We start from the raw sequence: 23,394 nt of genomic DNA on the forward strand, positions 1-23,394 counted from the left end.
GCCGGCCCGGATCCGCCGTCTGGGGCTCCTAGGGCGTGTCTGACAATTGGCGTCGCACGCCCGGCGGGAATTGCCAGACACGCCCTAGCCCAGGTCCGCCAGTGCCGCGTCCGCCCAGCGCGGGCCGATGCCGGTCAGCACCACCCGGCGCGGGTCCTGGTCGTCCTCGGCCGCGGTGCCGCCGATGGCGCGCTCGATCCGGACCTCCAGGCGGTCCTCGGACAGCCGCTCGACCTTGCCCTCGCCCCACTCGACCACGACCACCGACTCGGGCAGCGAGACGTCCAGGTCGAGGTCCTCCATCTCGTCCAGGTCCCCGCCCAGCCGGTACGCGTCCACGTGCACCAGCGCCGGGCCCCCGACCAGCGACGGGTGCACCCGGGCGATCACGAAGGTCGGCGAGGTCACCGCGCCGCGGACCTGCAGCCCCTCCCCCAGCCCCCGGGTCAGCGTGGTCTTCCCCGCCCCCAGTTCGCCGGAGAGCAGCACCAGGTCGCCCGGCCGCAGCAGCGCGGCCAGCTCCCGGCCGAGCCGGCCCATCCGCTCCGGCGTGGGGACGGTGAGAGTGGCGTGCGAGCCCATGCGCGTGTCTTGCCCTTCGGTCCGTACCGGCGCACCGACCACCGGCCGCCACCGCTTACCGTGCCACATGACCGCGCCCCGGTGCCGCGAGCGGGCCCGCCGACGGACCGGCGGGGCGCTCCCCGGGATCACGCCGGGTCGACGACGGCCTCCGCGGCCCGCGCCCCGGCCAGGTCGAGGACGCCCGCGGGCAGCGGCGCGGCCCCGGCGAAGGCGGCGGCCCGGCGCAGCAGCCGGGCCAGCTCGTGGTCGACCGATTCCGGGCGCTCCAGCATCACCAGGTGCCCGGCGCCCTCGGCCAGCACCAGCTCGGCCCCGGGCAGCCGCTCGGCCATCGCCTCGCTGTGCGTCGAGGGCGTCAGCAGGTCCTTCGTCCCGGCCATCACCAGCGCCGGCAGGCCGCGCAGGGCGGCCAGCGCCTCGTACTTCTCGTGCGCGCCGAACACCGGGTAGAACTCGGCGACCACGTCGATCGGGGTGGCGTCCAGCAGTTGCTCGGCGAAGCGCACCACACCGGGGTCGACGTCCCGGCCGCCGAAGGAGAACCTCCGGTAGAACACGGCGGCCACGTCCGAACCCAGCCGCCTGGTCGCCTCGACCAGGTCGACCTGGCGGCCCAGCAGCTTCACCACCCCGGGCGCGACCTTCTTGAACAGCTTCGCGCCGGCCCTCGGCAGGCCGAGGCTGACCTCGTTCCAGTCCCCGGCGAGGGTGCCGATCAGCGCCACCCCGGCCACGCGCTCGCGGAACAGCTCCGGGTGCTGGTCGGCCAGCGCCATCACCGTCATGCCGCCCATCGAGTGGCCCACCAGCACCAGCGGCCCGGTCGGGGCGACGGCGTCGATCACCGCCTTGAGGTCGCCGCCCAACTGGTCGATGCCAGCCGGCTCGCCCGCCAGGTACGAGCGGGAACGCTCGGAGCGGCCGTGGCTGCGCTGGTCCCAGAAGACCAGTCGCATGCCCTCGCGCAGCGCGGCCCGCTGGAAGTGCCAGCTGTCCTGGTTGAGGCAGTAGCCGTGGCAGAACACCACGGTCAGCGGTTCGGGGCCGCCGCCCGCCCGCTCCCCGTCCGGCTCGTCCCAGCCGGTGCCGTCCAGCTCCACGTACAGCTCGGTGCCGTCCGGCGCGGCCACCGTCCGCGGACGGCCGCGCAGCGAGCCGTACGGCGCGTTCGCGTCCAGCTCGGCCCGGGCCCGGCGGCGCGTCGCCCGTCCGACGGTCAGCCGCTCCACCGCGACGCCCGCGGCCGCCCCGGCCGCCAGGACGCCGACCGAGATGCCGATCAGACCCGCCCGGCTCACCCCGGAGGCGACGCCGGCCGCCTTGGCGACCGCCGCGACCGGACTGCCCTCGGCGGGTGCGTCGGTCATGCCGACGGGCCCCCGGCGTGGCTGCCGCCCAGGTAGCGGCGGGGCACCCGGGCGCCGATCCGGGTGATGATCTCGTAGGAGATGGTGCCGCAGGCGCGGGCCCAGTCCTCGGCGGTGGGCTCGCCGCGGTCGCCGTTGCCGAACAGCAGCACCTCGTCGCCGATCGCCGGGGTGTCGCCGCCGAGGTCCACCACGAACTGGTCCATCGCGACCCGGCCGGCCACCGTGCGCCACTTGCCGTCGATCTGCACCGGGCCGGTACCGCTGGCGTGCCGGGGGATGCCGTCGCCGTAGCCGAGCGGGACCAGGCCCAGGGTCGTCTCGCCGGGCGTCGTGTAGTGGTGGCCGTAGCTGACCCCGTGCCCGCCGGGGACGTGCTTGACCAGTGCCAGCCGCGCGGTCAGCGCCATCACCGGGCGCAGCCCGAAGTCGGCCGGCGAGCCCACCTCGGGCACCGGCGACAGCCCGTACGCGGCCAGGCCGGAGCGGACCAGGTCGAAGTGCGACTCGGGCAGCAGCAGGGTGGCCGGGGAGTTCGCCAGGTGCCGGACCTCGGGGCGCAGCCCGGCGGCCTCGGCCGCGGCCAGCGCGGCGCGGTAGGAGTCCAGCTGGGCCTGGATCGACGGGTGACCGGGCTCGTCCGCCGCGGCGAAGTGCGACCAGACGCCGACGACCGTCAGCAGCCCCTCCGCCTCGGCCCGGCGGGCGGCGGCCACCAGCCGCGGCCAGTCGTGCGGCTGGCAGCCGTTGCGGCCGAGGCCGGTGTCGGCCTTCAGGTGCACCCGGGCCGGGATGCCGGTCTCGCGCACGGCGGGCAGCAGCTCGTCCAGCGCCCACTGGCCGCTGACCGAGATGTCCAGGTCCGCGCGCAGCGCCTCGCGCCACGGGCCGCCCGGCGTCCACAGCCAGCACAGGATGCGGGCCTGCTCCGGGCGGATGCCCGCGGCCCGCAGCGCCAGTGCCTCGTCCGGCGTCGCGCAGCCGAGCCAGCCGACCCCGTTCGCGACCGCCTCGCGGGCGCACTCGACCGCGCCGTGGCCGTAGGCGTTCGCCTTGACCGCGAGCATCACCGACGCGCTGCCGACGCGCTCGCGCAGCGTGACGAGGTTGCCGCGCAGGGCGGCGAGATCGATCGTGGCCTCGGCCCGCAGGCCGTCGGTGCGGGTGGCTGGGCCGGTCGTGTTCGCAGTTGTCATCAGGGTCAGTCTCCCAGACGTCCCGGAGTCCTCGCCGAACGGCCCGTCGGCACGGCGGACCCCTACGCCGCTCCGACGTGCGGCGGACCGCCCGTTCACCCCGTTCAGGACGCGGTGACCGGACGTTCCGGTTCCGTCGGCCGTCCCCCGCGGACCGCCCGCCAGACCGCCGGCAGCGCGTCGGCCACCGCGAGCGCCGTGGTCGGGGCGCCCGGCCGGCCCGCCGCCTCGCGGCCGGCCAAGCCGTGCAGGTAGGCGGCCACCGAGGCGGCGTCCAGCGGTGCGAGTCCGGCCGCCAGCAGGGAGCCGGCCAGCCCGGCCAGGACGTCGCCGCTGCCCGCGGTGGCCAGCCAGGAGGTGCCGGTGGGGTTCACCCGGACGGCCCCGCCCGGGTCGGCGACCACCGTGGTGGAGCCCTTCAGCAGCACCGTCGCGCGGTAGCCGGCCGCCAGTCGGCGGGCGGTGGTCAGCCGGGCCGCGGCGAGGTCGTCGGCGGCCGGCGGCGTACCGCCCCCGATGCCCGCGAGCAGCCGGGCGGCCTCGCCGGTGTGCGGGGTGAGCAGGGTGGGCGCCGTGCGGCCGGCCAGCGCGTCCGGGCCCAGCCGGCCCAGTTCGGTCAGCCCGTCCGCGTCCACCAGCACCGGGACGTCGGCCGCCAGCGCCTCGGTCAGCGCCTGCCGCGCCCCCTCGCCGCCGCCCGGCCCGACCACCCAGGCCTGCACCCGCCCGGCCCCGGCCGGCCCGCCCTCGGTGACCAGCGCCTCCGGGAAGCGCCGCACCACCTCGTCGGCCGCCGTGCCCACGTACCGGACGGCGCCCGCGCCGCCGTGCAGCGCCCCGGCCACCGCCAGCAGCGCCGCCCCCGGGTAGGTCGCCGAGCCCGCCGCCACCCCGACCACGCCGCGCCGGTACTTGTCGCTCTCCGCGCCGGGCACCGGCAGCAGCGCCGCCACGTCCGCGTGCTGCAGGGCCGTCACCTCGGGCTCCGGCAGCTCCAGCCCGATGCCGACCAGCTGCAGCGCGCCCGCGTACGAGGCCCCCGGGTCGACCAGCAGCCCGGGCTTGTACGTGCCGAAGCAGACCGTGACGTCGGCGCGCAGCGCGGCGCCCGGCACCTCGCCGGTGTCGGCCTCCACCCCGCTCGGCAGGTCCACCGCCACCACGATCCCGGCCCGCGGGGTCCGCGCGTACGGCAGGGCCCGCGGGCGCAGTCCGCCCCGGCCGCCGATGCCGACGATGCCGTCCAGCACCAGGTCCGCGCGCGAGAAGTCGGCCAGGCCGACGTCCTGCTCCGCCGTCACCCGTCCGCCGGCGGCCCGCAGCGCGGCCAGCCCGCCCGGGTGCGCCTTCTCCGGCGCCAGCAGCACCGCCGTCACCCGCGCCCCGCGCCGGGCCAGCGCGGCCCCGGCGTACAGGGCGTCACCCCCGTTGTCCCCGCTGCCCGCGAGCACCGTCACCCGGCTGCCGTACACCCGCCCCCGACGCCGGGTCAGCAGCCGCGCGCAGGTCGCGGCCAGCCCCGCGGCCGCCCGCTGCATCAGGGTGCCCTCCGGCAGCCGCGCCATCAGCTCGGCCTCGGCGGCCCGGACGGTGTCCACAGGGTGTGCATGGCGCATGGGGACGGCTCCTTCGGCGGTCGGCTACCGCCGACGCTAGCCCGCGCCACCGCCCCACGGGAGCCCGGCCTGCGGCACACTTTCGAGTGACAACCACTTCGATTCCCCACCGGTGTCGGTCCGTGCACCTACCTTGTGGCTCGGCACGGACCCACAGGAGGGAGAAGGGCCATGGTCGCCATGCCAGCTGTCGAGCACCCGCTGGGCGAGGACAGCCTTCTCCAGGCGTTTCTGGAGCTGGACACCCCGCTGGGAAGCAAGGCCGAGTTCATCGAAGGGGAGATCGTCGTGACACCGCCACCGGACGGACACCACGAGGGCGCGGTCTCGAAGCTCGCCAAGCAGTTCTTCCGGAATGCTGCGATCGATTTGGACATCGCAGGCGTCAAGGGCCTGATCACTCCCAAAGGCCGGTTCATCCCTGACGGCACGGTCGTCCCCGCCGACCAGTTCGACCATTTGGATTCCTGGGCCCCGGCGGTCGGTGTCCTCCTCGTCTTCGAGGTCACCTCGATCAACCCGCACAAGGACCGCGAGCCCAAGCGAAGGGGCTACGCCGCCGCGCGAATCCCCTGCTACCTGCTGATCGACCGCACCGACGGCATGGTCACCCTGTTCACCGAACCCGACGGCGAGGACTACATCACCCAGACCAAGGTCGAGTTCGGCAAGTCGATCGACCTCCCCGCCCCGTTCTCCTTCACGCTCGACACGGCGCCCCTGCGGTAGGACGCAGCCACCGCAGGGGCGCCGTTGCCGACGAGCGCGGTCCTACTCGACGGTGACCGACTTCGCCAGGTTGCGCGGCTGGTCGACCTCGTGGCCCTTGGCCGTGGCCAGCTCGCAGGCGAAGACCTGCAGCGGGACGGTGGAGACCAGCGGCTGCAGCAGGGTCGGCGTGGCCGGGATGCGGATCAGGTGGTCCGCGTACGGGACGACGGCCTCGTCGCCCTCCTCGGCGATCACGATCGTGCGGGCGCCACGGGCCCGGATCTCCTGGATGTTGGAGACGATCTTGTCGTGCAGGATCGACCGGCCGCGCGGCGAGGGCACGACCACCACGACCGGCAGCCCCTCCTCGATCAGCGCGATCGGGCCGTGCTTGAGCTCGCCCGCCGCGAAGCCCTCGGCGTGCATGTACGCCAGCTCCTTGAGCTTGAGCGCGCCCTCCAGGGCCACCGGGAAGCCGACGTGGCGGCCGAGGAACAGCACCGAGCGGGCGTCGGCCAGCGAGCGGGCCAGCTCGCGCACCGGCTCCATGGTCTCCAGGACCTGCTCGACCTGCTTCGGCGCGTCGCCGAGCTCCTTGATGACGGCGAAGATCTCGTCACCCCACTTGGTGCCGCGCACCTGGCCCAGGTACAGGGCGACCAGGTAGCAGGCGACCAGCTGGGTCAGGAACGCCTTGGTGGAGGCGACCGCGACCTCGGGGCCGGCGTGGGTGTACAGCACCGCGTCCGACTCGCGCGGGATGGTGGAGCCGTTGGTGTTGCAGATCGCCAGCACCTTGGCGCCCTGCTCGCGGGCGTGCCGCAGGGCCATCAGGGTGTCCATCGTCTCGCCGGACTGCGAGATGGCGATGACCAGCGTGCCCGGGCCCATGATCGGGTCGCGGTAGCGGAACTCGGAGGCGACCTCGACCTCGCAGGGGATGCGGGTCCAGTGCTCGATCGCGTACTTGGCGATCATGCCGGCGTGGAAGGCCGTGCCGCAGGCCACGATGACGACCTTGTCGACCGAGCGCAGGTCGGCGTCGGAGATCCGCAGCTCGTCGAGGGTCAGCCGGCCGTCGGTGCCGATCCGGCCCAGCAGGGTGTCGGCGACCGCCTTCGGCTGCTCGGCGATCTCCTTGAGCATGAAGTAGTCGTAGCCGCCCTTCTCGGCGGCCGAGGCGTCCCAGTCGACGTGGTACTCGCGCACGTCGGCCGGGGTGCCGTCGAAGTTGGTGACGGTCACGCCCTCCCGGCGCAGCTCGACCACCTGGTCCTGGCCCAGCTCGATCGCCTCACGGGTGTGGGCGATGAAGGCGGCGACGTCCGAGGCGAGGAAGTTCTCGCCCTCGCCGCGGCCGACCACCAGCGGCGAGTTGCGGCGGGCACCGACGACCACGTCCGGCGCGTCCGCGTGCACGGCCACCAGGGTGAAGGCGCCCTCCAGCTGACGGCAGACCACCCGCATGGCCTCGGCGAGGTCGCCCGCGTAGGCCTCGCCCAGCAGGTGGGCGACGACCTCGGTGTCGGTCTCGGACCGCAGGGTGTGGCCGCGCTCGGCGATCTCGGCGCGCAGCTGGGCGAAGTTCTCGATGATGCCGTTGTGCACCACCGCGACGCGCTGCCGGTCGTCCAGGTGGGGGTGGGCGTTGGCGTCCGTCGGGCCGCCGTGGGTGGCCCAGCGGGTGTGGCCGATGCCGGTGGTGCCGCCGGGCAGAGGGGTCTCGGCGAGCGACTTCTCCAGGTTGGCGAGCTTGCCCGCCCGCTTGTCGGTGGCCAGGCTCCACTGCCCGTCGGAGTCCTGCACCTGCACCGCGACACCGGCCGAGTCGTAGCCCCGGTACTCCAGCCGCTGCAAGCCTGCGATTACTACGTCGAGGGCGGTCTGAGCGCCCACGTATCCAACAATTCCGCACATGCGTGCCAGCATAAGGGCGGTTCTCCGGCCGTTTTCCCGCCGCGCGGGAACACTGCGTGACCGACACCACAACCACCGTGAACGCCGCTACGGCTCACAATGGAGCATGTGCTGACCGAACTCTGTACGCGGGGCGCCGCCACGCCCGGCCCGTCGCCGTCGCCCTACGTGGACCTCAGCCGGGCCGAGTGGAGCGCGCTGCGCGAGCGTACGCCGCTGCCGTTGACCGCCGAGGAGGTGGAGCGGCTGCGCGGCCTCGGCACCGCCCTCGACCTGGACGAGGTCCGCGACGTCTACCTGCCGCTGTCGCGCCTGCTGAACCTGTACATCCACGCCACGCACGAGCTGCGCGGCGCGCTGGGCACCTTCCTGGACACCCCGGACACCGAGCGCACCCGCACCCCGTTCATCATCGGCGTGGCCGGCTCCGTCGCGGTCGGCAAGTCGACCACCGCCCGCCTGCTCCAGGCGCTGCTCGCCCGCTGGCCCGAGCACCCCCGGGTCGAACTGGTCACCACCGACGGCTTCCTGCTCCCCAACGCCGAGCTGCGCCGCCGCGGTCTGATGGCCCGCAAGGGCTTCCCGGAGTCGTACGACCGCCGGTCACTGATGCGCTTCGTCGCCGACGTGAAGGCGGGCAAGGAGCGGGTCAGCGCTCCGGTCTACTCGCACCTGGTGTACGACATCGTCCAGGGCGAGCGGCTGACCGTGGAGCGCCCGGACATCCTGATCGTCGAGGGCCTGAACGTGCTCCAGCCGGCCCTGCCCGGCACCGACGGCCGCACCCGCCTCGCGGTGGCCGACTACTTCGACTTCTCGATCTACGTCGACGCCAGGACCGACGACATCGAGCACTGGTACCTGGACCGCTTCCGCAAGCTGCGGCAGACCGCCTTCCAGGACCCGAACTCCTACTTCCGCCGCTTCACCGAGGTGCCGGAGGAGGAGGCGATGGAGTACGGCCGGCAGGTCTGGCGCACCATCAACAAGCCCAACCTGCTGGAGAACGTCCTGCCGACCCGCGGCCGGGCCACCCTGGTCCTCCAGAAGGGCGCGGACCACAAGGTCCGCCGGGCGCTGCTGCGCAAGCTCTGAACGCACGACAGGAAGGGCCCCCGCCTCGCGCGGGGGCCCTTCGCCGTGTCTCCGTCCGGGCTCAGCCCAGGTGGGTGCGCACCGCCTCGGCCAGCCGCTGCGCGACCGCCTCGGCCTGCACCGGGTCGGCGGCCTCGACCATCACGCGCACCAGCGGCTCGGTGCCGGACGGGCGCAGCAGCACCCGGCCGGTGGAACCCAGCTCGGTCTCGGCGCCGGCGACCGCGGCGGCCAGCTCGGTGCTGGTCCGCACCCGGGACTTGTCGACGCCCTTGACGTTGATCAGCACCTGCGGCAGCCGGGTCATCACGGCGGCCAGGTCGGCCAGCGGCTGCTTGGTGGCGGCCAGCCGGGCGCCCAGCATCAGGCCGGTCAGGGTGCCGTCACCGGTGGTGGCGTGGTCCAGCAGGATCACGTGGCCGGACTGCTCGCCGCCCAGCGCGAAGCCGTGCTCCTTCATCGCCTCCAGCACGTAGCGGTCGCCGACGGCGGTCTCCACCAGCTCGATGCCCTCGCGCTCCATCGCCAGCTTGAAGCCGAGGTTGGACATCACGGTGGCCACGGCGGTGTTGCCGCGCAGGGTGCCGGCCTCCTTCATGGCGACCGCGAGGATGGCGATGATCTGGTCGCCGTCCACCTCGTTGCCCTCGGCGTCGGCGGCCAGGCAGCGGTCGGCGTCGCCGTCCAGGGCGATGCCCAGGTCCGCCTTGTACTCCTTCATCGCGACGCGCAGCCGGTCCAGGTGGGTGGAGCCGACGCCGTCGTTGATGTTGAGGCCGGTGGGCTCGGCCCCCAGGGTGTGGACGACCTCGGCGCCGGCCCGGGCGAAGGCCTCGGGGGCGACGTAGGCGGCCGCGCCGTGGGCGCCGTCGATGACGACCTTGACGCCGTCCAGGCGGTTGGGCAGCACGCCGATCAGGTGGGCGACGTACTTGTCGAAGCCCTCGGTGTACTCGCGCACCCGGCCGACGGCCGCGCCGGTCGGACGGTTCCAGTCCTCGTCGCCGAGCGAGTGCTTGCGGTAGTGGGACTCGATCGCGTCCTCGATCCGGTCGTCCAGCTTGTGGCCGCCGCGGGCGAGGAACTTGATGCCGTTGTCCGGCATGGCGTTGTGGCTGGCGGACAGCATCACGCCGAAGTCGGCGCCGAGCGCGCCGGTGAGGTACGCCACGGCCGGGGTGGGCAGGACGCCGACCCGCAAGACGTCGACGCCGGCACTCGCCAGACCGGCGATGACGGCGGCCTCCAGGAACTCGCCCGAGGCGCGCGGGTCACGGCCGACCACCGCGACCGGCCGGTGGCCGTCGAAGGCACCGGCCTCGCCGAGCACATGGGCCGCCGCGACCGACAGGCCGAGCGCCAGCTCCGCCGTCAGGCCCTCGTTGGCCACCCCGCGCACGCCGTCCGTACCGAAGAGTCGTCCCACTGTCCCGTTCCTCCATCACCACTGCTCGGAACCCAACCGATGATCCCGGCCGCCGCACAGTAGCCGGGGAACACGTCGCCCCGGAGTACACGGGGTACTCCGGGGCGACGGTTTCGCACAACCGGGGGGTGCGCGCCGCCAGGGCGGACCGCACCCCCGGGGAGGCGATTAGCGCTTGCTGTACTGCGGCGCCTTGCGGGCCTTCTTCAGACCGGCCTTCTTGCGCTCGACGGCGCGGGCGTCACGGGTCAGGAAGCCGGCCTTCTTCAGCGCGCCGCGGTTGTTGTCCACGTCGGCCTCGTTCAGGGCACGGGCGACGCCGAGGCGCAGCGCGTAGGCCTGGCCGGAGACGCCGCCACCGCTGATGCGGGCGACGACGTCGTAACGGCCGTCCAGCTCGAGGAGCTTGAAGGGCTCGTTCACGGTCTGCTGGTGCACCTTGTTGGGGAAGTAGCCCTCGAGGGTGCGGCCGTTGATCTTCCACTGGCCGGTGCCGGGGACGATGCGCACGCGGGCGATCGCCTCCTTGCGGCGGCCAAGGCCGGCGCCCGGGACGGCCTCGCCGAAGCGGCCGGCCAGGGACTCGGAGGTGTAGCTCTCCTCGGAGGTGTACTCGCCCTCGACGACGGTCTCGTCGAAGTCGACCTCAAGGGTTTCAGTGGTCTCGGCCACGGTGTTCCTCAGCTCTTTTCAGTGTTGGGGGGCTTGGTGGCCGAATTACTGCGCGACCTGGGTGATCTCGAACGGCACCGGCTGCTGGGCAGCGTGCGGGTGCTGGTCGCCCGAGTAGACCTTCAGCTTCGAGAGCATCTGGCGGCCCAGGCTGTTCTTGGGGATCATGCCCTTGATGGCCTTCTCGACGGCCTTCTCCGGGTTGTTCGCCAGCAGGTCGTCGTAGCGCACCGAGCGCAGACCGCCCGGGAAGCCCGAGTGGCGGTAGGCCAGCTTCTGGGTCTTCTTGTTACCGGACAGGTGCACCTTGTCGGCGTTGATGATGATGACGAAGTCACCAGTGTCAACGTGCGGCGCGTAGATCGCCTTGTGCTTGCCCCGGAGGAGGTTGGCGGCCTGGGAGGCCAGGCGGCCGAGCACGACGTCGGTCGCGTCGATGACGTGCCACTGACGCTGGACGTCGCCGGGCTTGGGGCTGTACGTACGCACGGTCGTAGCCTTCGCTTTTCAGTGAGTGAGTCCTGACAGGAGCACCCGGACGGAAGAGCAGCCTGGCCACCCTTGGACGCAATTCAAGGGGGACCGCTGGTCGACGACCTGATGTCTCCGGCGTACCGACCTCTCACGTGAGATAGAGCGAGCCAATACGCACATCAAGCGTCCAGGTTACCGGCAGGGCCGGAGCGGGTCAAAAATGCCCGGGACCGGCCCCTGCCGTCACTCAGCGTTCGCGCTCCACCCTGGTCACGTCCCAGACCGGCTCCGCCGACTCGAACACCTTGCCGTCCGCGCCGAACACCAGGAAGCGGTCGAAGGTCTTGGCGAACCAGCGGTCGTGGGTGACGCACAGCACGGTGCCCTCGAAGGCCTCCAGGCCGGCCTGGAGGGCCTCGGCGCTCTCCAGGTCCAGGTTGTCGGTCGGCTCGTCCAGCAGCAGCGCCGTCACCCCGGAGAGTTCGAGCTTGAGGATCATCAGCCGGGCCTGCTGCCCGCCGGACAGCGACTCGAACTTCTGCTCCTCCTGGCGGTCCAGCTCGTACCGGCGCAGCGCCCCCATCGCGGCGCCGCGGCTGAGCGCGTGCTCCTCCTCGACGATCGACCGCACGGTGCGCCCGAACAGCTCCGGGTGGGCGTGGGTCTGCCGGAAGTGGCCGGGCACGACCCGGGCGCCGAGCTTCCAGTCCCCGGTGTGCTCGACCGTCGTGTCGCCGGCCAGCAGCCGCAGCAGGTGCGACTTGCCGGCGCCGTTGGCGCCCAGCACCGCCACCCGCTCGCCGTAGAAGACCTCCAGGTCGAAGGGGTCCATCAGGCCGGTGAGCCCCAGCCGCTCCAGGGTGAAGGAGCGCATGCCGGTGCGGCCGCCCTTGAGCCGCATGGTGATGCTCTGCTCGCGCGGGGGCTCCTCCGGCCGGCCGGCCTCCTCGAACTTCTTCAGCCGGGTCTGGGCGGCGGCGTAGCGGGTGGCCAGCGCGTGGCTGACGGCCGCGGCCTGGCGCAGGGTGACGACCAGCTTCTTGAGCTTGGCGTGCTCCTCGTCCCAGCGCCGGCCCAGCTCCTCGAAGCGCGCGAAGCGGTCCTTGCGGGCCTCGTGGAAGGAGTCGAAGCCGCCGCCGTGCACCCAGACGCTGCTGCCCGCCGCGCCGGTCTCCACGGAGATGATCTTGTCGGCCGTCCTGGAGAGCAGCTCGCGGTCGTGCGAGATGAACAGGACGGTCTTCGGGGTGGCCTTGATGGCCTCCTCCAGCCAGCGCTTGGCCGGGACGTCCAGGTAGTTGTCGGGCTCGTCGAGCAGCAGCACCTCCTCCGGGCCGCGCAGCAGCGCCTCCAGCACCAGCCGCTTCTGCTCGCCGCCGGAGAGGGTGTTCAGGCCGCGCCACTGGGCCTTGTCGAAGGGCATCCCCAGGGCCGCCGTGGTGCAGACGTCCCAGTCGGTCTCGTAGTCGTAGCCGCCGACGTCGGCCCAGTCGGAGAGCGCCTGGGCGTAGGCCATCTGCGTCTTCTCGTCGTCCTGGGCGATCATCGCCAGCTCGGCGGCGTCCACCGCGCGGGCGGCCCTGGCGATCCGCTCGGGGGCGACCGAGACCAGCAGGTCGCGCACCGAGGCGTCGGCCGGCAGCGCGCCCGGGGTGGCCTGCTGGTCCTCGCGGCCGGTGGTGCCGACGAACTGGCGCATCACGCCGAGCCCGCCGCTGATCGTCACCGAGCCGCCGTGCGGCTGGAGGTCCCCCGCGATCATCCTCAGCAGGGTGGTCTTGCCGGCGCCGTTGGCGCCGACCAGGGCGACCGCGGCGCCCTCGCCGACCCGGAAGGACGCGTCGTCGAACAAGACGCGCCCGTCCGGCAGGTAGTACTCCAGGTGCGAAATCTCGACGTGTCCCATGGGAGCGATTCTCCCAAGCCGACGCGCCGGGCCAAAACGGATTACCCGACGGCCGGCTGCCCGGGCAGGGTGCGCATCCGCCGGGCCGCCCGGTTGCGCTCGGCCAGCTGGTCGTCCGGCGGGTAGCCGACCTCCTCCAGCGTGAGCCCGTACGGCCGGATCACGTTGACGGCGGAGTTGCGCACCCCGCCGGCCAGCACCTCGCCGGGGAACTCCACCGGCCGGTGCCCGTCGCCGACCAGCAGCATCGCGCCGACCAGCGCCCGGACCATGTTGTGGCAGAAGGCGTCGGCCCGGACGGTGGCGACCGCGAGCGAGCCCTCCTGGGCCGCGTAGGAATCCACCGGGACGCGGTCCCAGCGCAGCTCCAGCAGGGTGCGGATGGTGGTGGCGCCCTCGCGCTTCTTGCAGTACGCGGCGAAGTCGTGCTCGCCGAGCAGCAGCTTCGCGGCCTCGTTCATCCGGTCGACGTCCAGCGGGCGGTCGTGCCAGAGCACGTGGCCGCGCAGCAGCGGGTCCACCCCGCCCGGGTGGTCGGCGACCCGGTACGCGTACCGGCGCCAGATCGCCGAGAAACGGGCGTCGAACCCGGCCGGCGCCTCGCCGACCCGGTAGATCCGGACGTCCCCGGGCAGCCGGCCGGCCAGTCGGCGCAGCAGCTTCTCCCGGTGCGCCTCCCACAGCTCCGCCGGCAGGTCGACATGGGCGACCTGGCCCCGGGCGTGCACCCCGGCGTCGGTACGGCCGGCCACGGTCAGCGGGAACGGCTCCGAGCTGCGGGTGACGATCCGGAGCGCGGTCTCGATCTCCTCCTGGACCGTCCGGCGGCCGCCCTTCTGGCGGGCCCAGCCGGAGAACTCGGCGCCCTGGTAGGCGAGGTCGAGCCGGACCCGGACGTACCCCTCGGCCGGGCCGTCCTTCACCGGCGGCTGCTCGGCGCAATCGTTGACCACTGCTTCTCTTCTCCCGGACCTCGGAAACACGGAACGGGCCCGCTCCCCCATCGCTGGGAGAGCGGGCCCGCAACCACACCTAGCGGTGTCAGGCCTGCTCGGCGGCCTCGGCCTCGTCGGCCTTGGTCTCGACGGCGGCGGCCTCGTCGGCCTCCTTGACGGCGCGCTTGGTGGCGGCCTCGGCCTCGCCGACGGCGGTCTGCGCGACGGTCAGCGCCTCGACCAGCTCGATCACGGCCATCGGGGCGTTGTCGCCACGACGGGGACCGATCTTGGTGATGCGGGTGTAGCCACCCGGGCGGTTCTCGTAGCGCGGCGCGATCTCGGTGAAGAGGGTGTGCAGCACCGAGACGTCGGTGATGGTCTTGCGCACCAGGCGACGGTTGTGGATGTCGCCCTTCTTCGCCTTGGTGATCAGCTTCTCCGCCAGCGGGCGCATCCGACGGGCCTTGGCCTCGGTCGTGGTGATGCGGCCGTACTGGAACAGCTCCCGGCACAGACCGGCGAGCAGCAGCGGCTCGTGGTGCGGGCCACCGCCCAGGCGGGCACCCTTGGTGGGACGCGGCATGGAATTACTCCTTGAATCTCCGACCGCGGCCGTACCAGGTACCGCGGCGGGCGTACGGGCACTGTGCCCGTACGGCTTTCACGACGACGGGGGCGGCTCCGTGGAACCGCCCCCGCGGCCAAATCTCTTAGTACTGCTCGGTCTCGGCGAAGTGCGAGTCGTCGAGGTCGTCGGCGCCGAAGGCGTCGGCGGCAGCGGTCGGGTCGAACCCGGGCGGGCTGTCCTTGAGGGCCAGGCCCATGCCGGCCAGCTTCGCCTTGACCTCGTCGATCGACTTCGCACCAAAGTTGCGGATGTCGAGCAGGTCGGCCTCGGAGCGGGCGACGAGCTCACCCACGGTGTGGATGCCCTCGCGCTTGAGGCAGTTGTAGGAGCGGACCGTGAGCTCCAGCTCCTCGATCGGCAGCGCCAGGTCGGCGGCCAGGGCGGCGTCCGTCGGGGACGGGCCCATGTCGATGCCCTCGGCGTCGATGTTCAGCTCGCGGGCGAGGCCGAACAGCTCCACCAGGGTCTTGCCGGCCGAGGCCATGGCGTCGCGCGGACGCATGGCGGGCTTGGTCTCGACGTCGACGATCAGCTTGTCGAAGTCGGTCCGCTGCTCGACACGGGTGGCCTCGACCTTGTAGGTGACCTTCAGCACGGGGCTGTAGATCGAGTCGACCGGGATGCGGCCGATCTCCTGGCCGGAGGCCTTGTTCTGGACGGCGGAGACGTAGCCGCGACCGCGCTCGACGGTCAGCTCCATCTCCAGCTTGCCCTTGCCGTTCAGGGTGGCGAGGACCAGCTCGGGGTTGTGCACCTCGACACCCGCCGGCGGGGCGATGTCGGCGGCGGTGACGACACCCGGGCCCTGCTTGCGCAGGTACATCACGACCGGCTCGTCGTGCTCCGAGGAGACGACCAGCTGCTTGATGTTGAGGATGAGGTCGGTCACGTCCTCCTTGACGCCCGGCACGGTGGTGAACTCGTGCAGGACGCCGTCGATGCGGATGCTGGTGACAGCGGCACCCGGGATCGACGACAGGAGCGTGCGGCGCAGGGAGTTGCCGAGGGTGTAGCCGAAGCCCGGCTCCAGCGGCTCGATCACGAACCGCGAGCGGAACTCGTCGACGACCTCTTCGGTCAGCGAGGGACGCTGAGCGATAAGCATGGGGAGGTTCCTCCAGTGTGTCTTCGGCACCCACTATTTGATGCCGACAGGACCAAGAGTACGGGGTCCCGCGAAAAACGGGACCCCGTACCAGGTTTAAAGCATGACCCGCGTGCCCGAAGGCGCTGCGTCAGACGCGGCGGCGCTTCGGCGGACGGCAGCCGTTGTGCGGGGTGGGGGTGACGTCCTGGATCGAGCCGACCTCCAGGCCGGTGGCCTGGAGCGAACGGATCGCGGTCTCGCGGCCGGAGCCCGGACCCTTGACGAAGACGTCAACCTTGCGCATGCCGTGCTCCTGCGCGCGACGGGCAGCGGCCTCGGCGGCCATCTGCGCGGCGAACGGGGTGGACTTGCGCGAGCCCTTGAAGCCGACGTGGCCGGCGGAGGCCCAGGAGATCACGTTGCCCGCGGGGTCGGTGATCGAAACGATGGTGTTGTTGAACGTGCTCTTGATGTGCGCGTGGCCGTGAGCGACGTTCTTCTTTTCCTTGCGGCGGATCTTCTTCGCGCCGGCAGCCTGACGACCCTTGGGGGGCATAAGTCTGTTCTCCTACTGAGGTGGTCGGTCCGCTGACCCGCGGGCCGGAGGGATGTCCGGTTACGGGACGGACTACTTCTTGCCCGGCTTCTTCTTGCCGGCGATCGCGCGACGCGGGCCCTTGCGGGTACGCGCGTTGGTGTGGGTGCGCTGACCGCGGACCGGCAGGCCGCGGCGGTGACGCAGACCCTCGTAGCAGCCGATCTCGACCTTGCGGCGGATGTCGGCGGCCACCTCACGGCGGAGGTCACCCTCGACCGTGTAGTTGGCGTCGATGTACTGGCTCAGCTTGACGAGGTCGTCCTCGGAGATGTCGCGAACGCGGACATCCGGGTTGACACCGGTCTCGGCCAGGGTCTGCTGGGCGCGGGTACGGCCGATGCCGTACACGTAGGTGAGGGCGATCTCGATCCGCTTCTCACGGGGGAGATCAACGCCGGCGAGGCGTGCCATTCAAGGCTCCTGTGGTTCTTCAGAGGTCTTGCGCGCTACCTACTCCTTCGCCTCTCGACGATGGAGCCCCGGCCTCTGACCGGGGGCGGCAGTCCGTCCGGGGACGGATCGGGTAGCCCGCTTATGACGTTTTCGCGTCGCGCGAAGTACTACGAGAAATGCTGGAGAGCGATCAGCCCTGGCGCTGCTTGTGGCGCAGGTTGTCGCAGATCACCATGACCCGGCCGTGGCGGCGGATCACCTTGCACTTGTCGCAGATCTTCTTGACGCTCGGCTTGACCTTCATGTTCAGGTTCTCCGGGTCTAGATCTGACGTTCTTACTTGTAGCGGTAGACGATCCGCCCGCGCGTGAGGTCGTAGGGGCTGAGCTCCACGACGACCCGGTCGTCCGGCAGGATGCGGATGTAGTGCATGCGCATCTTGCCACTGATGTGCGCGAGGACCTTGTGACCGTTCTGCAGCTCGACCTTGAACATCGCGTTCGGAAGAGACTCGATCACGGTGCCCTCGATCTCAATGGCGCCTTGCTTCTTAGCCATGAACTGCGAGATCCACCTTCCGGGACCGGCTACCGTATGCGGAACGCTCGTGCGAACCTGGGTTCACCCCTCCCCCGGAGGGAAGAGGGCGCGCTGAAGCACGCTACGAGTGAGCCGACGGTCCATCCTACGCCAGCGCGTCCGGTGGACCAAAACGGGGGCCCCGGAAAGCGGCCGCCGTCACATCTGCTACGTCAGGCCTTGGTGACGACCGTCAGCGGCTCGACGTGCGCGGTGCAGGCCGAGCAGCGGCGGGCGGCCTCGGGGATGTCGGTGAGGCACTCGGGGCACGGGCGCTTCGGCGCCTTCGGCTTCTTCGGCATGTAGCGCGCGGTGGCCTTGGTGATCGGCAGCACCACGCAGAAGTACAGCACCGCCGCCGTCATCAGGAACGCGATCAGCACGTTGAGGAACTGCCCGTACGGGAAGGTCACCCCGGCCACGGTCGCCTTGTACGAGCTGAAGTCGCCGGCCGCACCGACCACCACGCCCACCAGCGGGGTGAGGAAGGCGGACACGAAGCCGGTCACCACCGCGGTGAACGCGGCACCGATGACCACACCGACCGCCATGTCGACGACGTTGCCGCGCATCATGAAGTCGCGGAATCCCTTGAGCACGTACTCTCTCCTGCTCGCTCGTTAGCCACTGCTGACCACTGCTGACCACTGCCAGCGCATAAAAATAGGACAAAAGCCCTGGAGGTCCAAACCTCCAGGGCTCTGATCCCTTGTCAGCGGCGGCAGTTGACCGCCCCCACGACTAGGCGAGGGGGTCCGGAGCTGCGGTGATGCCCAGCTTGGCCAGCTCGGCCCGGCCGCCGTCGAAGGCGGTCAGCACCAGCGGGCCCTGCTCGGTCACGGCCACCGAGTGCTCCCAGTGCGAGGCCCAGGTGCCGTCGTTGGTGACGACCGTCCAGTCGTCCTCCAGCACGGTGGTGTGCGGGGTGCCGAGCGAGACCATCGGCTCGATCGCCAGCACGGTGCCGGGGACGAGCTTCGGGCCCTTGCCGCGGCCGCGCTCGACGTAGTTCAGCACGTGCGGCTCCATGTGCATCGCGGTGCCGATGCCGTGGCCGCCGTAGCCCTCGGTGATGCCCCACTTGCCCTTGGGCGGCAGCGGCTGGCGGCGGATGTAGCCCTCGATCGCCTTGGAGACGTCGACCAGGCGGTTGTTCTTCTTCATCTGGGCGATGCCGGCCCACATCGAGCCCTCGGTGACCCGGCTCAGCATCTCGACCTCCGGGCGGACCTCGCCGACCGCCACGGTGATGGCCGAGTCGCCGTGCCAGCCGTCCAGGATGGCGCCGCAGTCGATCGAGATGACGTCGCCCTCCTGCAGCACCCGGTCGCCGGGGATGCCGTGCACGACCTCGTTGTTCACCGAGGCGCAGATCACGCCCGGGAACCAGAGCCCGCCGTGGTGGGCCCGGAAGTTCGAGGTGGCACCGTGGCCGGTGATGACCTTGTCCGCGATGTCGTTGAGCTCCTGGGTGGTCACCCCCGGGACGACCGCCTCGCGGCAGGCCTTCAGGGCCTCGGCGACGACCAGCCCGGCCGCTCGCATCTTCGCGATCTGCTCGGGGGTCTTGATCTCCACCATCTGGTCACGCCTTCCAAGTCCGGATTACCACTGTTACCACCGTACGACGCCGAAACGGCCGGGCCACCCGCGTGGGGCGGGCGACCCGGCCGTACCGTCGTACGTTCGCCGAGAGACTCAGCGGTCCTGCTTCAGCGCCTCGATCGCTCGGGCGGTGACCTCGTCCACCTTGCCGAGGGCCGGGATGGTCACCAGCAGGCCCTGCTCCTGGTAGTAGCCGATGATCGGCTCGGTCTTGGAGTGGTACTCCTCCAGGCGGACCCGCACGGCCTCCTCGGTGTCGTCCGAGCGCTGGTAGAGCTCGCCACCGCACTCGTCGCAGACACCCTCGGCCTTCGGCGGGTTGTAGACCACGTGGAAGACGTGGCTGCCGTCCTTGCGGCACAGGCGACGGCCCGCGATCCGCTTGACGACCTCGTCCTCCGGGACCTCCAGGTCCAGCACGCCGTCCAGCTTGATGCCCTGTTCGGCGAGGAACTCGTCGAGCGCCTCCGCCTGACCCAGGTTGCGCGGGAACCCGTCGAGCAGGAAGCCGTGCGCCGCGTCGGGCTGGAGCATCCGGTCCTTGGCCATCCCGATGGTGACCTCGTCCGGCACCAGCCGGCCCGCGTCCATGTAGGTCTTGGCCTCGATCCCCAGCGGGGTGCCCTGACCGATGTTGGCGCGGAAGAGGTCGCCGGTGGAGATGTGGGGAATGGACAGGGTCTTGGCGAGCAGGTGCGCCTGAGTACCCTTCCCGGCCCCGGGAGGTCCGACGAGGACGATTCGCATCAGCGGAGGAACCCTTCGTAATTGCGCTGCTGGAGCTGGCTCTCGATCTGCTTCACAGTTTCGAGTCCGACGCCGACGACGATGAGAACGCTGGTGCCGCCGAACGGGAAGTTTGTCTGCTGTCCGAAGGCGACCAGGGCGATCATCGGGATCAACGCGATCAGGCCCAGGTAGAGCGAACCCGGCCACGTGATCCGGGTCAGCACGTAGTTCAGGTACTCGGCCGTCGGCCGGCCGGCCCGGATGCCCGGGATGAACCCACCATACTTCTTCATGTTGTCGGCAACTTCTTCGGGGTTGAAGGAGATCGCGACGTAGAAGAAGGCGAAGAAGACGATCAGCAGGAAGTAGGTGGCCATGTAGATCGGGTGGTCACCCTTGACGAAGTTCGTCCGGATCCACGTGGCCCAGCCGGCCTGGCTGTTGGTCAGCTGGACCACCAGGGCGGGGATGTACAGCAGCGACGAGGCGAAGATGACCGGGATGACACCGGCCTGGTTCACCTTGAGCGGGATGTAGGTCGAGGTGCCGCCGAACGCCCGGCGGCCGATCATCCGCTTCGCGTACTGGACCGGGATCCGGCGCTGGGCCTGCTCCACGAAGATGACCAGCATCACGACGATCACGCCGACCGCGACCACGGAGAGGAACTCGACCCAGCCGCCGCCGATGGTGCCGGACTGCTTGATGGCCCACATCGAGGACGGGAACTGGGCGGCGATCGAGGTGAAGATCAGCAGCGACATGCCGTTGCCGATGCCGCGGTCGGTGATCAGCTCGCCGAGCCACATGATGACCGTCGTGCCGGCGGTCATGGTGAGCACCATGACGGCGATCCGGAACACGCCGGTGTCCGGGACGATCTGGTTGGCCAGCGGGCAGCCGGAGAACAGCGCACCGCTGGAGGCCGTCGCCACGATGCCGGTGCCCTGGAGCACGGCGAGCGCGATGGTCAGGTAGCGGGTGTACTGGGTGATCTTCGCCTGGCCGGCCTGTCCCTCCTTCTTCAGCATCTCCAGTCGCGGGATCACGACGGTGAGGAGCTGGAGGATGATGCTCGCCGTGATGTACGGCATGATGCCGAGGGCGAAGATCGTCAGCTGGAGGAGCGCGCCACCGCTGAACAGGTTGACGAGTCCGAAGAGGCCACTGTTCTTGGTCTCCTTCACGCACTCGTTCACGGCCGTGAAGCTCACGCCCGGGATCGGGATGTGCGAGCCCAGCCGGAACAGCACCATGATGCCCAGCGTGAACAGCAGCTTCTTGCGCAGGTCGGGCGTCTGGAACGCCCGCGCGAACGCACTGAGCACGGTGCCTCCTGCGCCTCCCGCGCGTCGTCGGCGGGAGGGTCGGTCCTGAATGGGGAGTTTGCGGTACGGGCTCCCGTACAGACGGCACAGGCGAGCCTACGCGCAGCCTACAAGGGAACTCCACGGACTCTAACAGTGCGCAGCCACTCGAAAGAAGCGCGTACCGCCGCTCCCCCACTCACGGGGTACGGGATGCCCGGTTTTGCCACACAAAAGAACGAGCGGAGTCCGGCCGGATATCCCCGGGAACGGCACGAGCCCCGCACCTCCCGAAGGAGGTGCGGGGCTCGAGAGCCGGAGTCAGCGGGCTCAGATGAGCTCGGTGACCGTACCGCCGGCGGCCTTGATCTTCTCGGCGGCCGAACCGGACACGGCGTCCACCGCGACCTGGAGGGCGACCGAGATCTCGCCGGTGCCGAGCACCTTGACGAGGGAGTTCTTGCGAACCGCGCCCTTGGCGACCAGGTCCTCGACGGTGACCTCGCCACCCTGCGGGTAGAGCTCGGCCAGCTTGTCGAGGTTGACAACCTGGAACGTGATCTTGAACGGGTTCTTGAAGCCCTTCAGCTTCGGCAGGCGCATGTGGAGCGGCATCTGGCCACCCTCGAAGCGCTGCGGAACCTGGTAGCGGGCCTTCGTGCCCTTGGTACCACGACCAGCGGTCTTACCCTTGGAGCCCTCACCACGACCCACACGGATCTTGTCGGTCTTGGCACCCGGGGCGGGACGCAGGTTGTGGATCTTGATCGGGTTGTCGCCCATGATCAGTCCACCTCCTCAACCGTCACCAGGTGACGGACCGTGTGGGCCATCCCGCGGATCTCGGGACGGTCCTCCTTCACCACGACGTCGTGCATGCGCTTGAGACCAAGCGAACGCAGGGTGTCACGGTGATTCTGCTTGCTGCCGATGTACGACTTGGTCTGCGTGATCTTCAGGCGAGCCATCAGGCGCTCACCCCAGCAGCACGCGCCCGCAGCAGAGCGGCGGGGGCCACGTCCTCCAGCGGCAGGCCACGACGGGCGGCGATCTCCTCGGGGCGCACGAGGCCCTTCAGAGCGGCCACGGTGGCGTGCACGATGTTGATCGCGTTGTCCGAGCCGAGCGACTTCGACAGGATGTCGTGGATGCCGGCGCACTCCAGGACGGCGCGCACCGGACCACCGGCGATAACACCGGTACCGGGGGCGGCGGGCTTCAGCAGCACGACGCCGGCGGCCTTCTCACCCTGGATCGGGTGCGGGATGGTGCCCTGGATACGGGGGACCTTGAAGAAGTTCTTCTTGGCCTCCTCAACACCCTTGGCGATGGCGGCCGGAACCTCCTTCGCCTTGCCGTAACCGACACCCACGGTGCCGTCACCATCGCCCACCACGACGAGCGCGGTGAAGCTGAAGCGACGACCACCCTTGACAACCTTGGCGACACGGTTGATCGCGACGACGCGCTCGACGTAAGCGGTCTTCTCGACGGCGGGGGCGTTGCCCCGGTCGTCACGCTTACGGTCGCGCCGCTCGCCACCGGTGCCGCCACCGGCGCCGCTGCCGCGGCGCTGGGGTCCAGCCATTGGATTTACCTCTCTCGTTTACGTCCGTCGACAGAGTCGACGAGCGGCTTAGAAGTCGAGCCCGGCCTCACGGGCCGCGTCCGCCAGGGCGGCGATGCGGCCGGCGTACCGGTTGCCCGCGCGGTCGAAGACGACCGACTCGATGCCGGCGGCCTTGGCGCGCTCGGCGACCAGGCTCCCGACCTTCTTGGCCAGCTCGGTCTTGTCGCCCTCGGCGCCCTTGATGGACACGTCGAGGGTGGACGCCGACGCCAGGGTGTGACCCTTGGCATCGTCGATGACCTGGGCGACCATGTGACGGTTCGAGCGCGTCACGACGAGACGCGGACGCACCTCGGTGCCGACGACGCGCTTGCGAACGCGGATCGCGCGGCGCTTGCGAGCGGCGCTCTTGTAGGCGTTGCCCTTGCCGATCTTGACAGAGACACTCATCGCTTACTTACCACTCTTTCCGACCTTGCGGCGGATGACCTCGCCCGCGTACTTGACACCCTTGGCCTTGTACGGGTCGGGCTTGCGCAGCTTGCGGATGTTCGCGGCGACCTCGCCGACCTTCTGCTTGTCGATGCCGTCCACGTGGAACTTGGTGGGCGACTCGACGACGAAGGAGATGCCCTCCGGCGCGGTGATCAGGATCGGGTGGCTGTAACCGAGCGCGAACTCCATGTCGGAGCCCTTCGCGGTCACACGGTAACCAACACCGCTGATCTCCAGCGACTTGCGGTAGCCCGCGGTCACGCCGGTGATCATGTTCGCCACCAGCGTGCGGGTCAGGCCGTGCAGGGCCTTCGAGCGACGCTCGTCGTTCGGACGAGAGACGAGCACAGTGCCGTCCTCGCCCTTGCCGATCCCGATCGGCTCGGCGACGACGTGGGTGAGCGAGCCCTTCGGGCCCTTCACCGAGACCGCCTGGCCATCGATGGTGACGTCCACGCCAGCGGGGACCTGGATGGGCAGCCGTCCAATGCGCGACATTG

At 70.8% G+C, this 23,394-nt stretch carries 27 protein-coding genes; 2 read left to right on the plus strand and 25 right to left on the minus strand.

What is annotated here, in order from left to right; genetic code table 11:
• Positions 1 to 84: 84 nt before the first annotated feature.
• The 4 genes from tsaE to ACWD4P_RS17770 form a co-directional block, all read right to left on the minus strand.
• Complete coding sequence (gene tsaE / locus ACWD4P_RS17755; RefSeq protein ID WP_359831042.1) at positions 85 to 582, minus strand: tRNA (adenosine(37)-N6)-threonylcarbamoyltransferase complex ATPase subunit type 1 TsaE; 498 nt, start codon at positions 580 to 582, stop codon at positions 85 to 87.
• A 128-nt stretch (positions 583 to 710) separates the two neighbouring features.
• The gene (locus ACWD4P_RS17760; protein ID WP_359831040.1) at positions 711 to 1,952 is read right to left on the minus strand and encodes an alpha/beta fold hydrolase; all 1,242 of its coding nucleotides are present in this window, start codon (positions 1,950 to 1,952) and stop codon (positions 711 to 713) included.
• Positions 1,949 to 3,148: an alanine racemase gene (gene alr / locus ACWD4P_RS17765; protein ID WP_449780196.1), complete on the minus strand. Its 1,200-nt coding sequence runs from the start codon at positions 3,146 to 3,148 to the stop codon at positions 1,949 to 1,951. Before alr ends, ACWD4P_RS17760 begins: the two co-directional genes overlap by 4 nt.
• Before the next feature lie 104 nt (positions 3,149 to 3,252).
• Positions 3,253 to 4,764, minus strand: coding sequence for an NAD(P)H-hydrate dehydratase (locus ACWD4P_RS17770; protein ID WP_449780197.1), 1,512 nt, complete (start codon positions 4,762 to 4,764; stop codon positions 3,253 to 3,255).
• A 180-nt stretch (positions 4,765 to 4,944) separates the two neighbouring features.
• Between ACWD4P_RS17770 and ACWD4P_RS17775 the strand changes: the two genes are divergently transcribed.
• Positions 4,945 to 5,493, plus strand: a complete 549-nt coding sequence (locus ACWD4P_RS17775) for a Uma2 family endonuclease (protein ID WP_449780204.1) — start codon at positions 4,945 to 4,947, stop codon at positions 5,491 to 5,493.
• 42 nt (positions 5,494 to 5,535) lie between these two features.
• On the opposite strand, the gene glmS is transcribed toward ACWD4P_RS17775, so the two are convergent.
• A complete protein-coding gene (glmS, locus tag ACWD4P_RS17780) occupies positions 5,536 to 7,392 on the minus strand; it encodes a glutamine--fructose-6-phosphate transaminase (isomerizing) (protein ID WP_359820443.1) in 1,857 nt (618 codons plus the stop codon).
• Positions 7,393 to 7,491: 99 nt separating this feature from the next.
• Between glmS and coaA the strand changes: the two genes are divergently transcribed.
• Positions 7,492 to 8,487, plus strand: a complete 996-nt coding sequence (gene coaA, locus ACWD4P_RS17785) for a type I pantothenate kinase (RefSeq protein WP_359820439.1) — start codon at positions 7,492 to 7,494, stop codon at positions 8,485 to 8,487.
• Between the two features lie 61 nt (positions 8,488 to 8,548).
• Here the strand turns inward: coaA and glmM are convergent, their stop codons facing one another.
• The 20 genes from glmM to rplF all read right to left on the minus strand — a co-directional run bounded on the left by glmM (position 8,549) and on the right by rplF (position 23,392).
• Positions 8,549 to 9,913, minus strand: coding sequence for a phosphoglucosamine mutase (gene glmM / locus ACWD4P_RS17790; RefSeq protein ID WP_449780198.1), 1,365 nt, complete (start codon positions 9,911 to 9,913; stop codon positions 8,549 to 8,551).
• 168 nt (positions 9,914 to 10,081) lie between these two features.
• Positions 10,082 to 10,585, minus strand: coding sequence for a 30S ribosomal protein S9 (rpsI, locus tag ACWD4P_RS17795; protein WP_224273932.1), 504 nt, complete (start codon positions 10,583 to 10,585; stop codon positions 10,082 to 10,084).
• Positions 10,586 to 10,630: 45 nt separating this feature from the next.
• Complete coding sequence (gene rplM, locus ACWD4P_RS17800; RefSeq protein ID WP_030055846.1) at positions 10,631 to 11,074, minus strand: 50S ribosomal protein L13; 444 nt, start codon at positions 11,072 to 11,074, stop codon at positions 10,631 to 10,633.
• 232 nt (positions 11,075 to 11,306) lie between these two features.
• Complete coding sequence (locus ACWD4P_RS17805) at positions 11,307 to 12,965, minus strand: ABC-F family ATP-binding cassette domain-containing protein (protein ID WP_359820435.1); 1,659 nt, start codon at positions 12,963 to 12,965, stop codon at positions 11,307 to 11,309.
• A gap of 41 nt (positions 12,966 to 13,006) precedes the next feature.
• Positions 13,007 to 13,918 (minus strand): tRNA pseudouridine(38-40) synthase TruA, encoded by a 912-nt coding sequence (truA, locus tag ACWD4P_RS17810; protein ID WP_449780199.1) that lies wholly within the window; start codon positions 13,916 to 13,918, stop codon positions 13,007 to 13,009.
• 88 nt (positions 13,919 to 14,006) lie between these two features.
• Positions 14,007 to 14,486: a 50S ribosomal protein L17 gene (rplQ, locus tag ACWD4P_RS17815; RefSeq protein ID WP_097237496.1), complete on the minus strand. Its 480-nt coding sequence runs from the start codon at positions 14,484 to 14,486 to the stop codon at positions 14,007 to 14,009.
• A gap of 127 nt (positions 14,487 to 14,613) precedes the next feature.
• Positions 14,614 to 15,636, minus strand: a complete 1,023-nt coding sequence (locus tag ACWD4P_RS17820; protein ID WP_049649049.1) for a DNA-directed RNA polymerase subunit alpha — start codon at positions 15,634 to 15,636, stop codon at positions 14,614 to 14,616.
• 130 nt (positions 15,637 to 15,766) lie between these two features.
• Positions 15,767 to 16,174 (minus strand): 30S ribosomal protein S11, encoded by a 408-nt coding sequence (gene rpsK, locus ACWD4P_RS17825; protein ID WP_030232513.1) that lies wholly within the window; start codon positions 16,172 to 16,174, stop codon positions 15,767 to 15,769.
• Positions 16,175 to 16,246: 72 nt separating this feature from the next.
• Positions 16,247 to 16,627, minus strand: a complete 381-nt coding sequence (gene rpsM, locus ACWD4P_RS17830; protein WP_188306769.1) for a 30S ribosomal protein S13 — start codon at positions 16,625 to 16,627, stop codon at positions 16,247 to 16,249.
• A 172-nt stretch (positions 16,628 to 16,799) separates the two neighbouring features.
• Complete coding sequence (rpmJ, locus tag ACWD4P_RS17835) at positions 16,800 to 16,913, minus strand: 50S ribosomal protein L36 (protein ID WP_003956441.1); 114 nt, start codon at positions 16,911 to 16,913, stop codon at positions 16,800 to 16,802.
• 32 nt (positions 16,914 to 16,945) lie between these two features.
• Positions 16,946 to 17,167 (minus strand): translation initiation factor IF-1, encoded by a 222-nt coding sequence (gene infA, locus ACWD4P_RS17840; protein WP_003956442.1) that lies wholly within the window; start codon positions 17,165 to 17,167, stop codon positions 16,946 to 16,948.
• A gap of 194 nt (positions 17,168 to 17,361) precedes the next feature.
• Positions 17,362 to 17,787, minus strand: a complete 426-nt coding sequence (gene mscL, locus ACWD4P_RS17845) for a large conductance mechanosensitive channel protein MscL (RefSeq protein WP_359820430.1) — start codon at positions 17,785 to 17,787, stop codon at positions 17,362 to 17,364.
• A 142-nt stretch (positions 17,788 to 17,929) separates the two neighbouring features.
• Positions 17,930 to 18,769, minus strand: coding sequence for a type I methionyl aminopeptidase (gene map / locus ACWD4P_RS17850; protein WP_359820428.1), 840 nt, complete (start codon positions 18,767 to 18,769; stop codon positions 17,930 to 17,932).
• A gap of 117 nt (positions 18,770 to 18,886) precedes the next feature.
• Positions 18,887 to 19,540, minus strand: a complete 654-nt coding sequence (locus ACWD4P_RS17855) for an adenylate kinase (RefSeq protein ID WP_359820426.1) — start codon at positions 19,538 to 19,540, stop codon at positions 18,887 to 18,889.
• Complete coding sequence (secY, locus tag ACWD4P_RS17860) at positions 19,540 to 20,850, minus strand: preprotein translocase subunit SecY (RefSeq protein ID WP_359820423.1); 1,311 nt, start codon at positions 20,848 to 20,850, stop codon at positions 19,540 to 19,542. The genes ACWD4P_RS17855 and secY overlap by 1 nt, the downstream gene beginning before the upstream one ends.
• Positions 20,851 to 21,159: 309 nt before the next feature.
• On the minus strand, positions 21,160 to 21,612 hold the full coding sequence (gene rplO, locus ACWD4P_RS17865; RefSeq protein WP_392867334.1) for a 50S ribosomal protein L15: 453 nt from the start codon (positions 21,610 to 21,612) through the stop codon (positions 21,160 to 21,162).
• Positions 21,613 to 21,614: 2 nt separating this feature from the next.
• Positions 21,615 to 21,797: a 50S ribosomal protein L30 gene (gene rpmD / locus ACWD4P_RS17870; RefSeq protein ID WP_030055835.1), complete on the minus strand. Its 183-nt coding sequence runs from the start codon at positions 21,795 to 21,797 to the stop codon at positions 21,615 to 21,617.
• A complete protein-coding gene (rpsE, locus tag ACWD4P_RS17875; protein ID WP_030393306.1) occupies positions 21,797 to 22,417 on the minus strand; it encodes a 30S ribosomal protein S5 in 621 nt (206 codons plus the stop codon). The genes rpmD and rpsE overlap by 1 nt, the downstream gene beginning before the upstream one ends.
• 48 nt (positions 22,418 to 22,465) lie before the next feature.
• Entirely contained in the window at positions 22,466 to 22,849 is a 384-nt protein-coding gene (rplR, locus tag ACWD4P_RS17880) for a 50S ribosomal protein L18 (RefSeq protein WP_030280785.1), read from the minus strand.
• Between the two features lie 3 nt (positions 22,850 to 22,852).
• Positions 22,853 to 23,392, minus strand: coding sequence for a 50S ribosomal protein L6 (gene rplF / locus ACWD4P_RS17885; protein ID WP_359820420.1), 540 nt, complete (start codon positions 23,390 to 23,392; stop codon positions 22,853 to 22,855).
• Positions 23,393 to 23,394: the final 2 nt, after the last annotated feature.

The organism is Kitasatospora sp. NPDC002543, assembly GCF_053594915.1.

What these genes read in the sequence shown, in the direction of transcription:
- tsaE (WP_359831042.1), bottom strand. Translation starts at nt 582, where the DNA reads ATGGGCTCGCACGCCACTCTCACCGTCCCCACGCCGGAGCGGATGGGC.
- ACWD4P_RS17760 (WP_359831040.1), bottom strand. Translation starts at nt 1,952, where the DNA reads ATGACCGACGCACCCGCCGAGGGCAGTCCGGTCGCGGCGGTCGCCAAG.
- alr (WP_449780196.1), bottom strand. Translation starts at nt 3,148, where the DNA reads ATGACAACTGCGAACACGACCGGCCCAGCCACCCGCACCGACGGCCTG.
- ACWD4P_RS17770 (WP_449780197.1), bottom strand. Translation starts at nt 4,764, where the DNA reads ATGCGCCATGCACACCCTGTGGACACCGTCCGGGCCGCCGAGGCCGAG.
- ACWD4P_RS17775 (WP_449780204.1), top strand. Translation starts at nt 4,945, where the DNA reads ATGCCAGCTGTCGAGCACCCGCTGGGCGAGGACAGCCTTCTCCAGGCG.
- glmS (WP_359820443.1), bottom strand. Translation starts at nt 7,392, where the DNA reads ATGTGCGGAATTGTTGGATACGTGGGCGCTCAGACCGCCCTCGACGTA.
- coaA (WP_359820439.1), top strand. Translation starts at nt 7,492, where the DNA reads ATGGAGCATGTGCTGACCGAACTCTGTACGCGGGGCGCCGCCACGCCC.
- ACWD4P_RS17805 (WP_359820435.1), bottom strand. Translation starts at nt 12,965, where the DNA reads ATGGGACACGTCGAGATTTCGCACCTGGAGTACTACCTGCCGGACGGG.
- rplQ (WP_097237496.1), bottom strand. Translation starts at nt 14,486, where the DNA reads ATGCCGCGTCCCACCAAGGGTGCCCGCCTGGGCGGTGGCCCGCACCAC.
- ACWD4P_RS17820 (WP_049649049.1), bottom strand. Translation starts at nt 15,636, where the DNA reads ATGCTTATCGCTCAGCGTCCCTCGCTGACCGAAGAGGTCGTCGACGAG.
- rpsK (WP_030232513.1), bottom strand. Translation starts at nt 16,174, where the DNA reads ATGCCCCCCAAGGGTCGTCAGGCTGCCGGCGCGAAGAAGATCCGCCGC.
- rpsM (WP_188306769.1), bottom strand. Translation starts at nt 16,627, where the DNA reads ATGGCACGCCTCGCCGGCGTTGATCTCCCCCGTGAGAAGCGGATCGAG.
- rpmJ (WP_003956441.1), bottom strand. Translation starts at nt 16,913, where the DNA reads ATGAAGGTCAAGCCGAGCGTCAAGAAGATCTGCGACAAGTGCAAGGTG.
- infA (WP_003956442.1), bottom strand. Translation starts at nt 17,167, where the DNA reads ATGGCTAAGAAGCAAGGCGCCATTGAGATCGAGGGCACCGTGATCGAG.
- map (WP_359820428.1), bottom strand. Translation starts at nt 18,769, where the DNA reads ATGGTGGAGATCAAGACCCCCGAGCAGATCGCGAAGATGCGAGCGGCC.
- ACWD4P_RS17855 (WP_359820426.1), bottom strand. Translation starts at nt 19,540, where the DNA reads ATGCGAATCGTCCTCGTCGGACCTCCCGGGGCCGGGAAGGGTACTCAG.
- rplO (WP_392867334.1), bottom strand. Translation starts at nt 21,612, where the DNA reads ATGGGCGACAACCCGATCAAGATCCACAACCTGCGTCCCGCCCCGGGT.
- rpmD (WP_030055835.1), bottom strand. Translation starts at nt 21,797, where the DNA reads ATGGCTCGCCTGAAGATCACGCAGACCAAGTCGTACATCGGCAGCAAG.
- rpsE (WP_030393306.1), bottom strand. Translation starts at nt 22,417, where the DNA reads ATGGCTGGACCCCAGCGCCGCGGCAGCGGCGCCGGTGGCGGCACCGGT.
- rplR (WP_030280785.1), bottom strand. Translation starts at nt 22,849, where the DNA reads ATGAGTGTCTCTGTCAAGATCGGCAAGGGCAACGCCTACAAGAGCGCC.
- rplF (WP_359820420.1), bottom strand. Translation starts at nt 23,392, where the DNA reads ATGTCGCGCATTGGACGGCTGCCCATCCAGGTCCCCGCTGGCGTGGAC.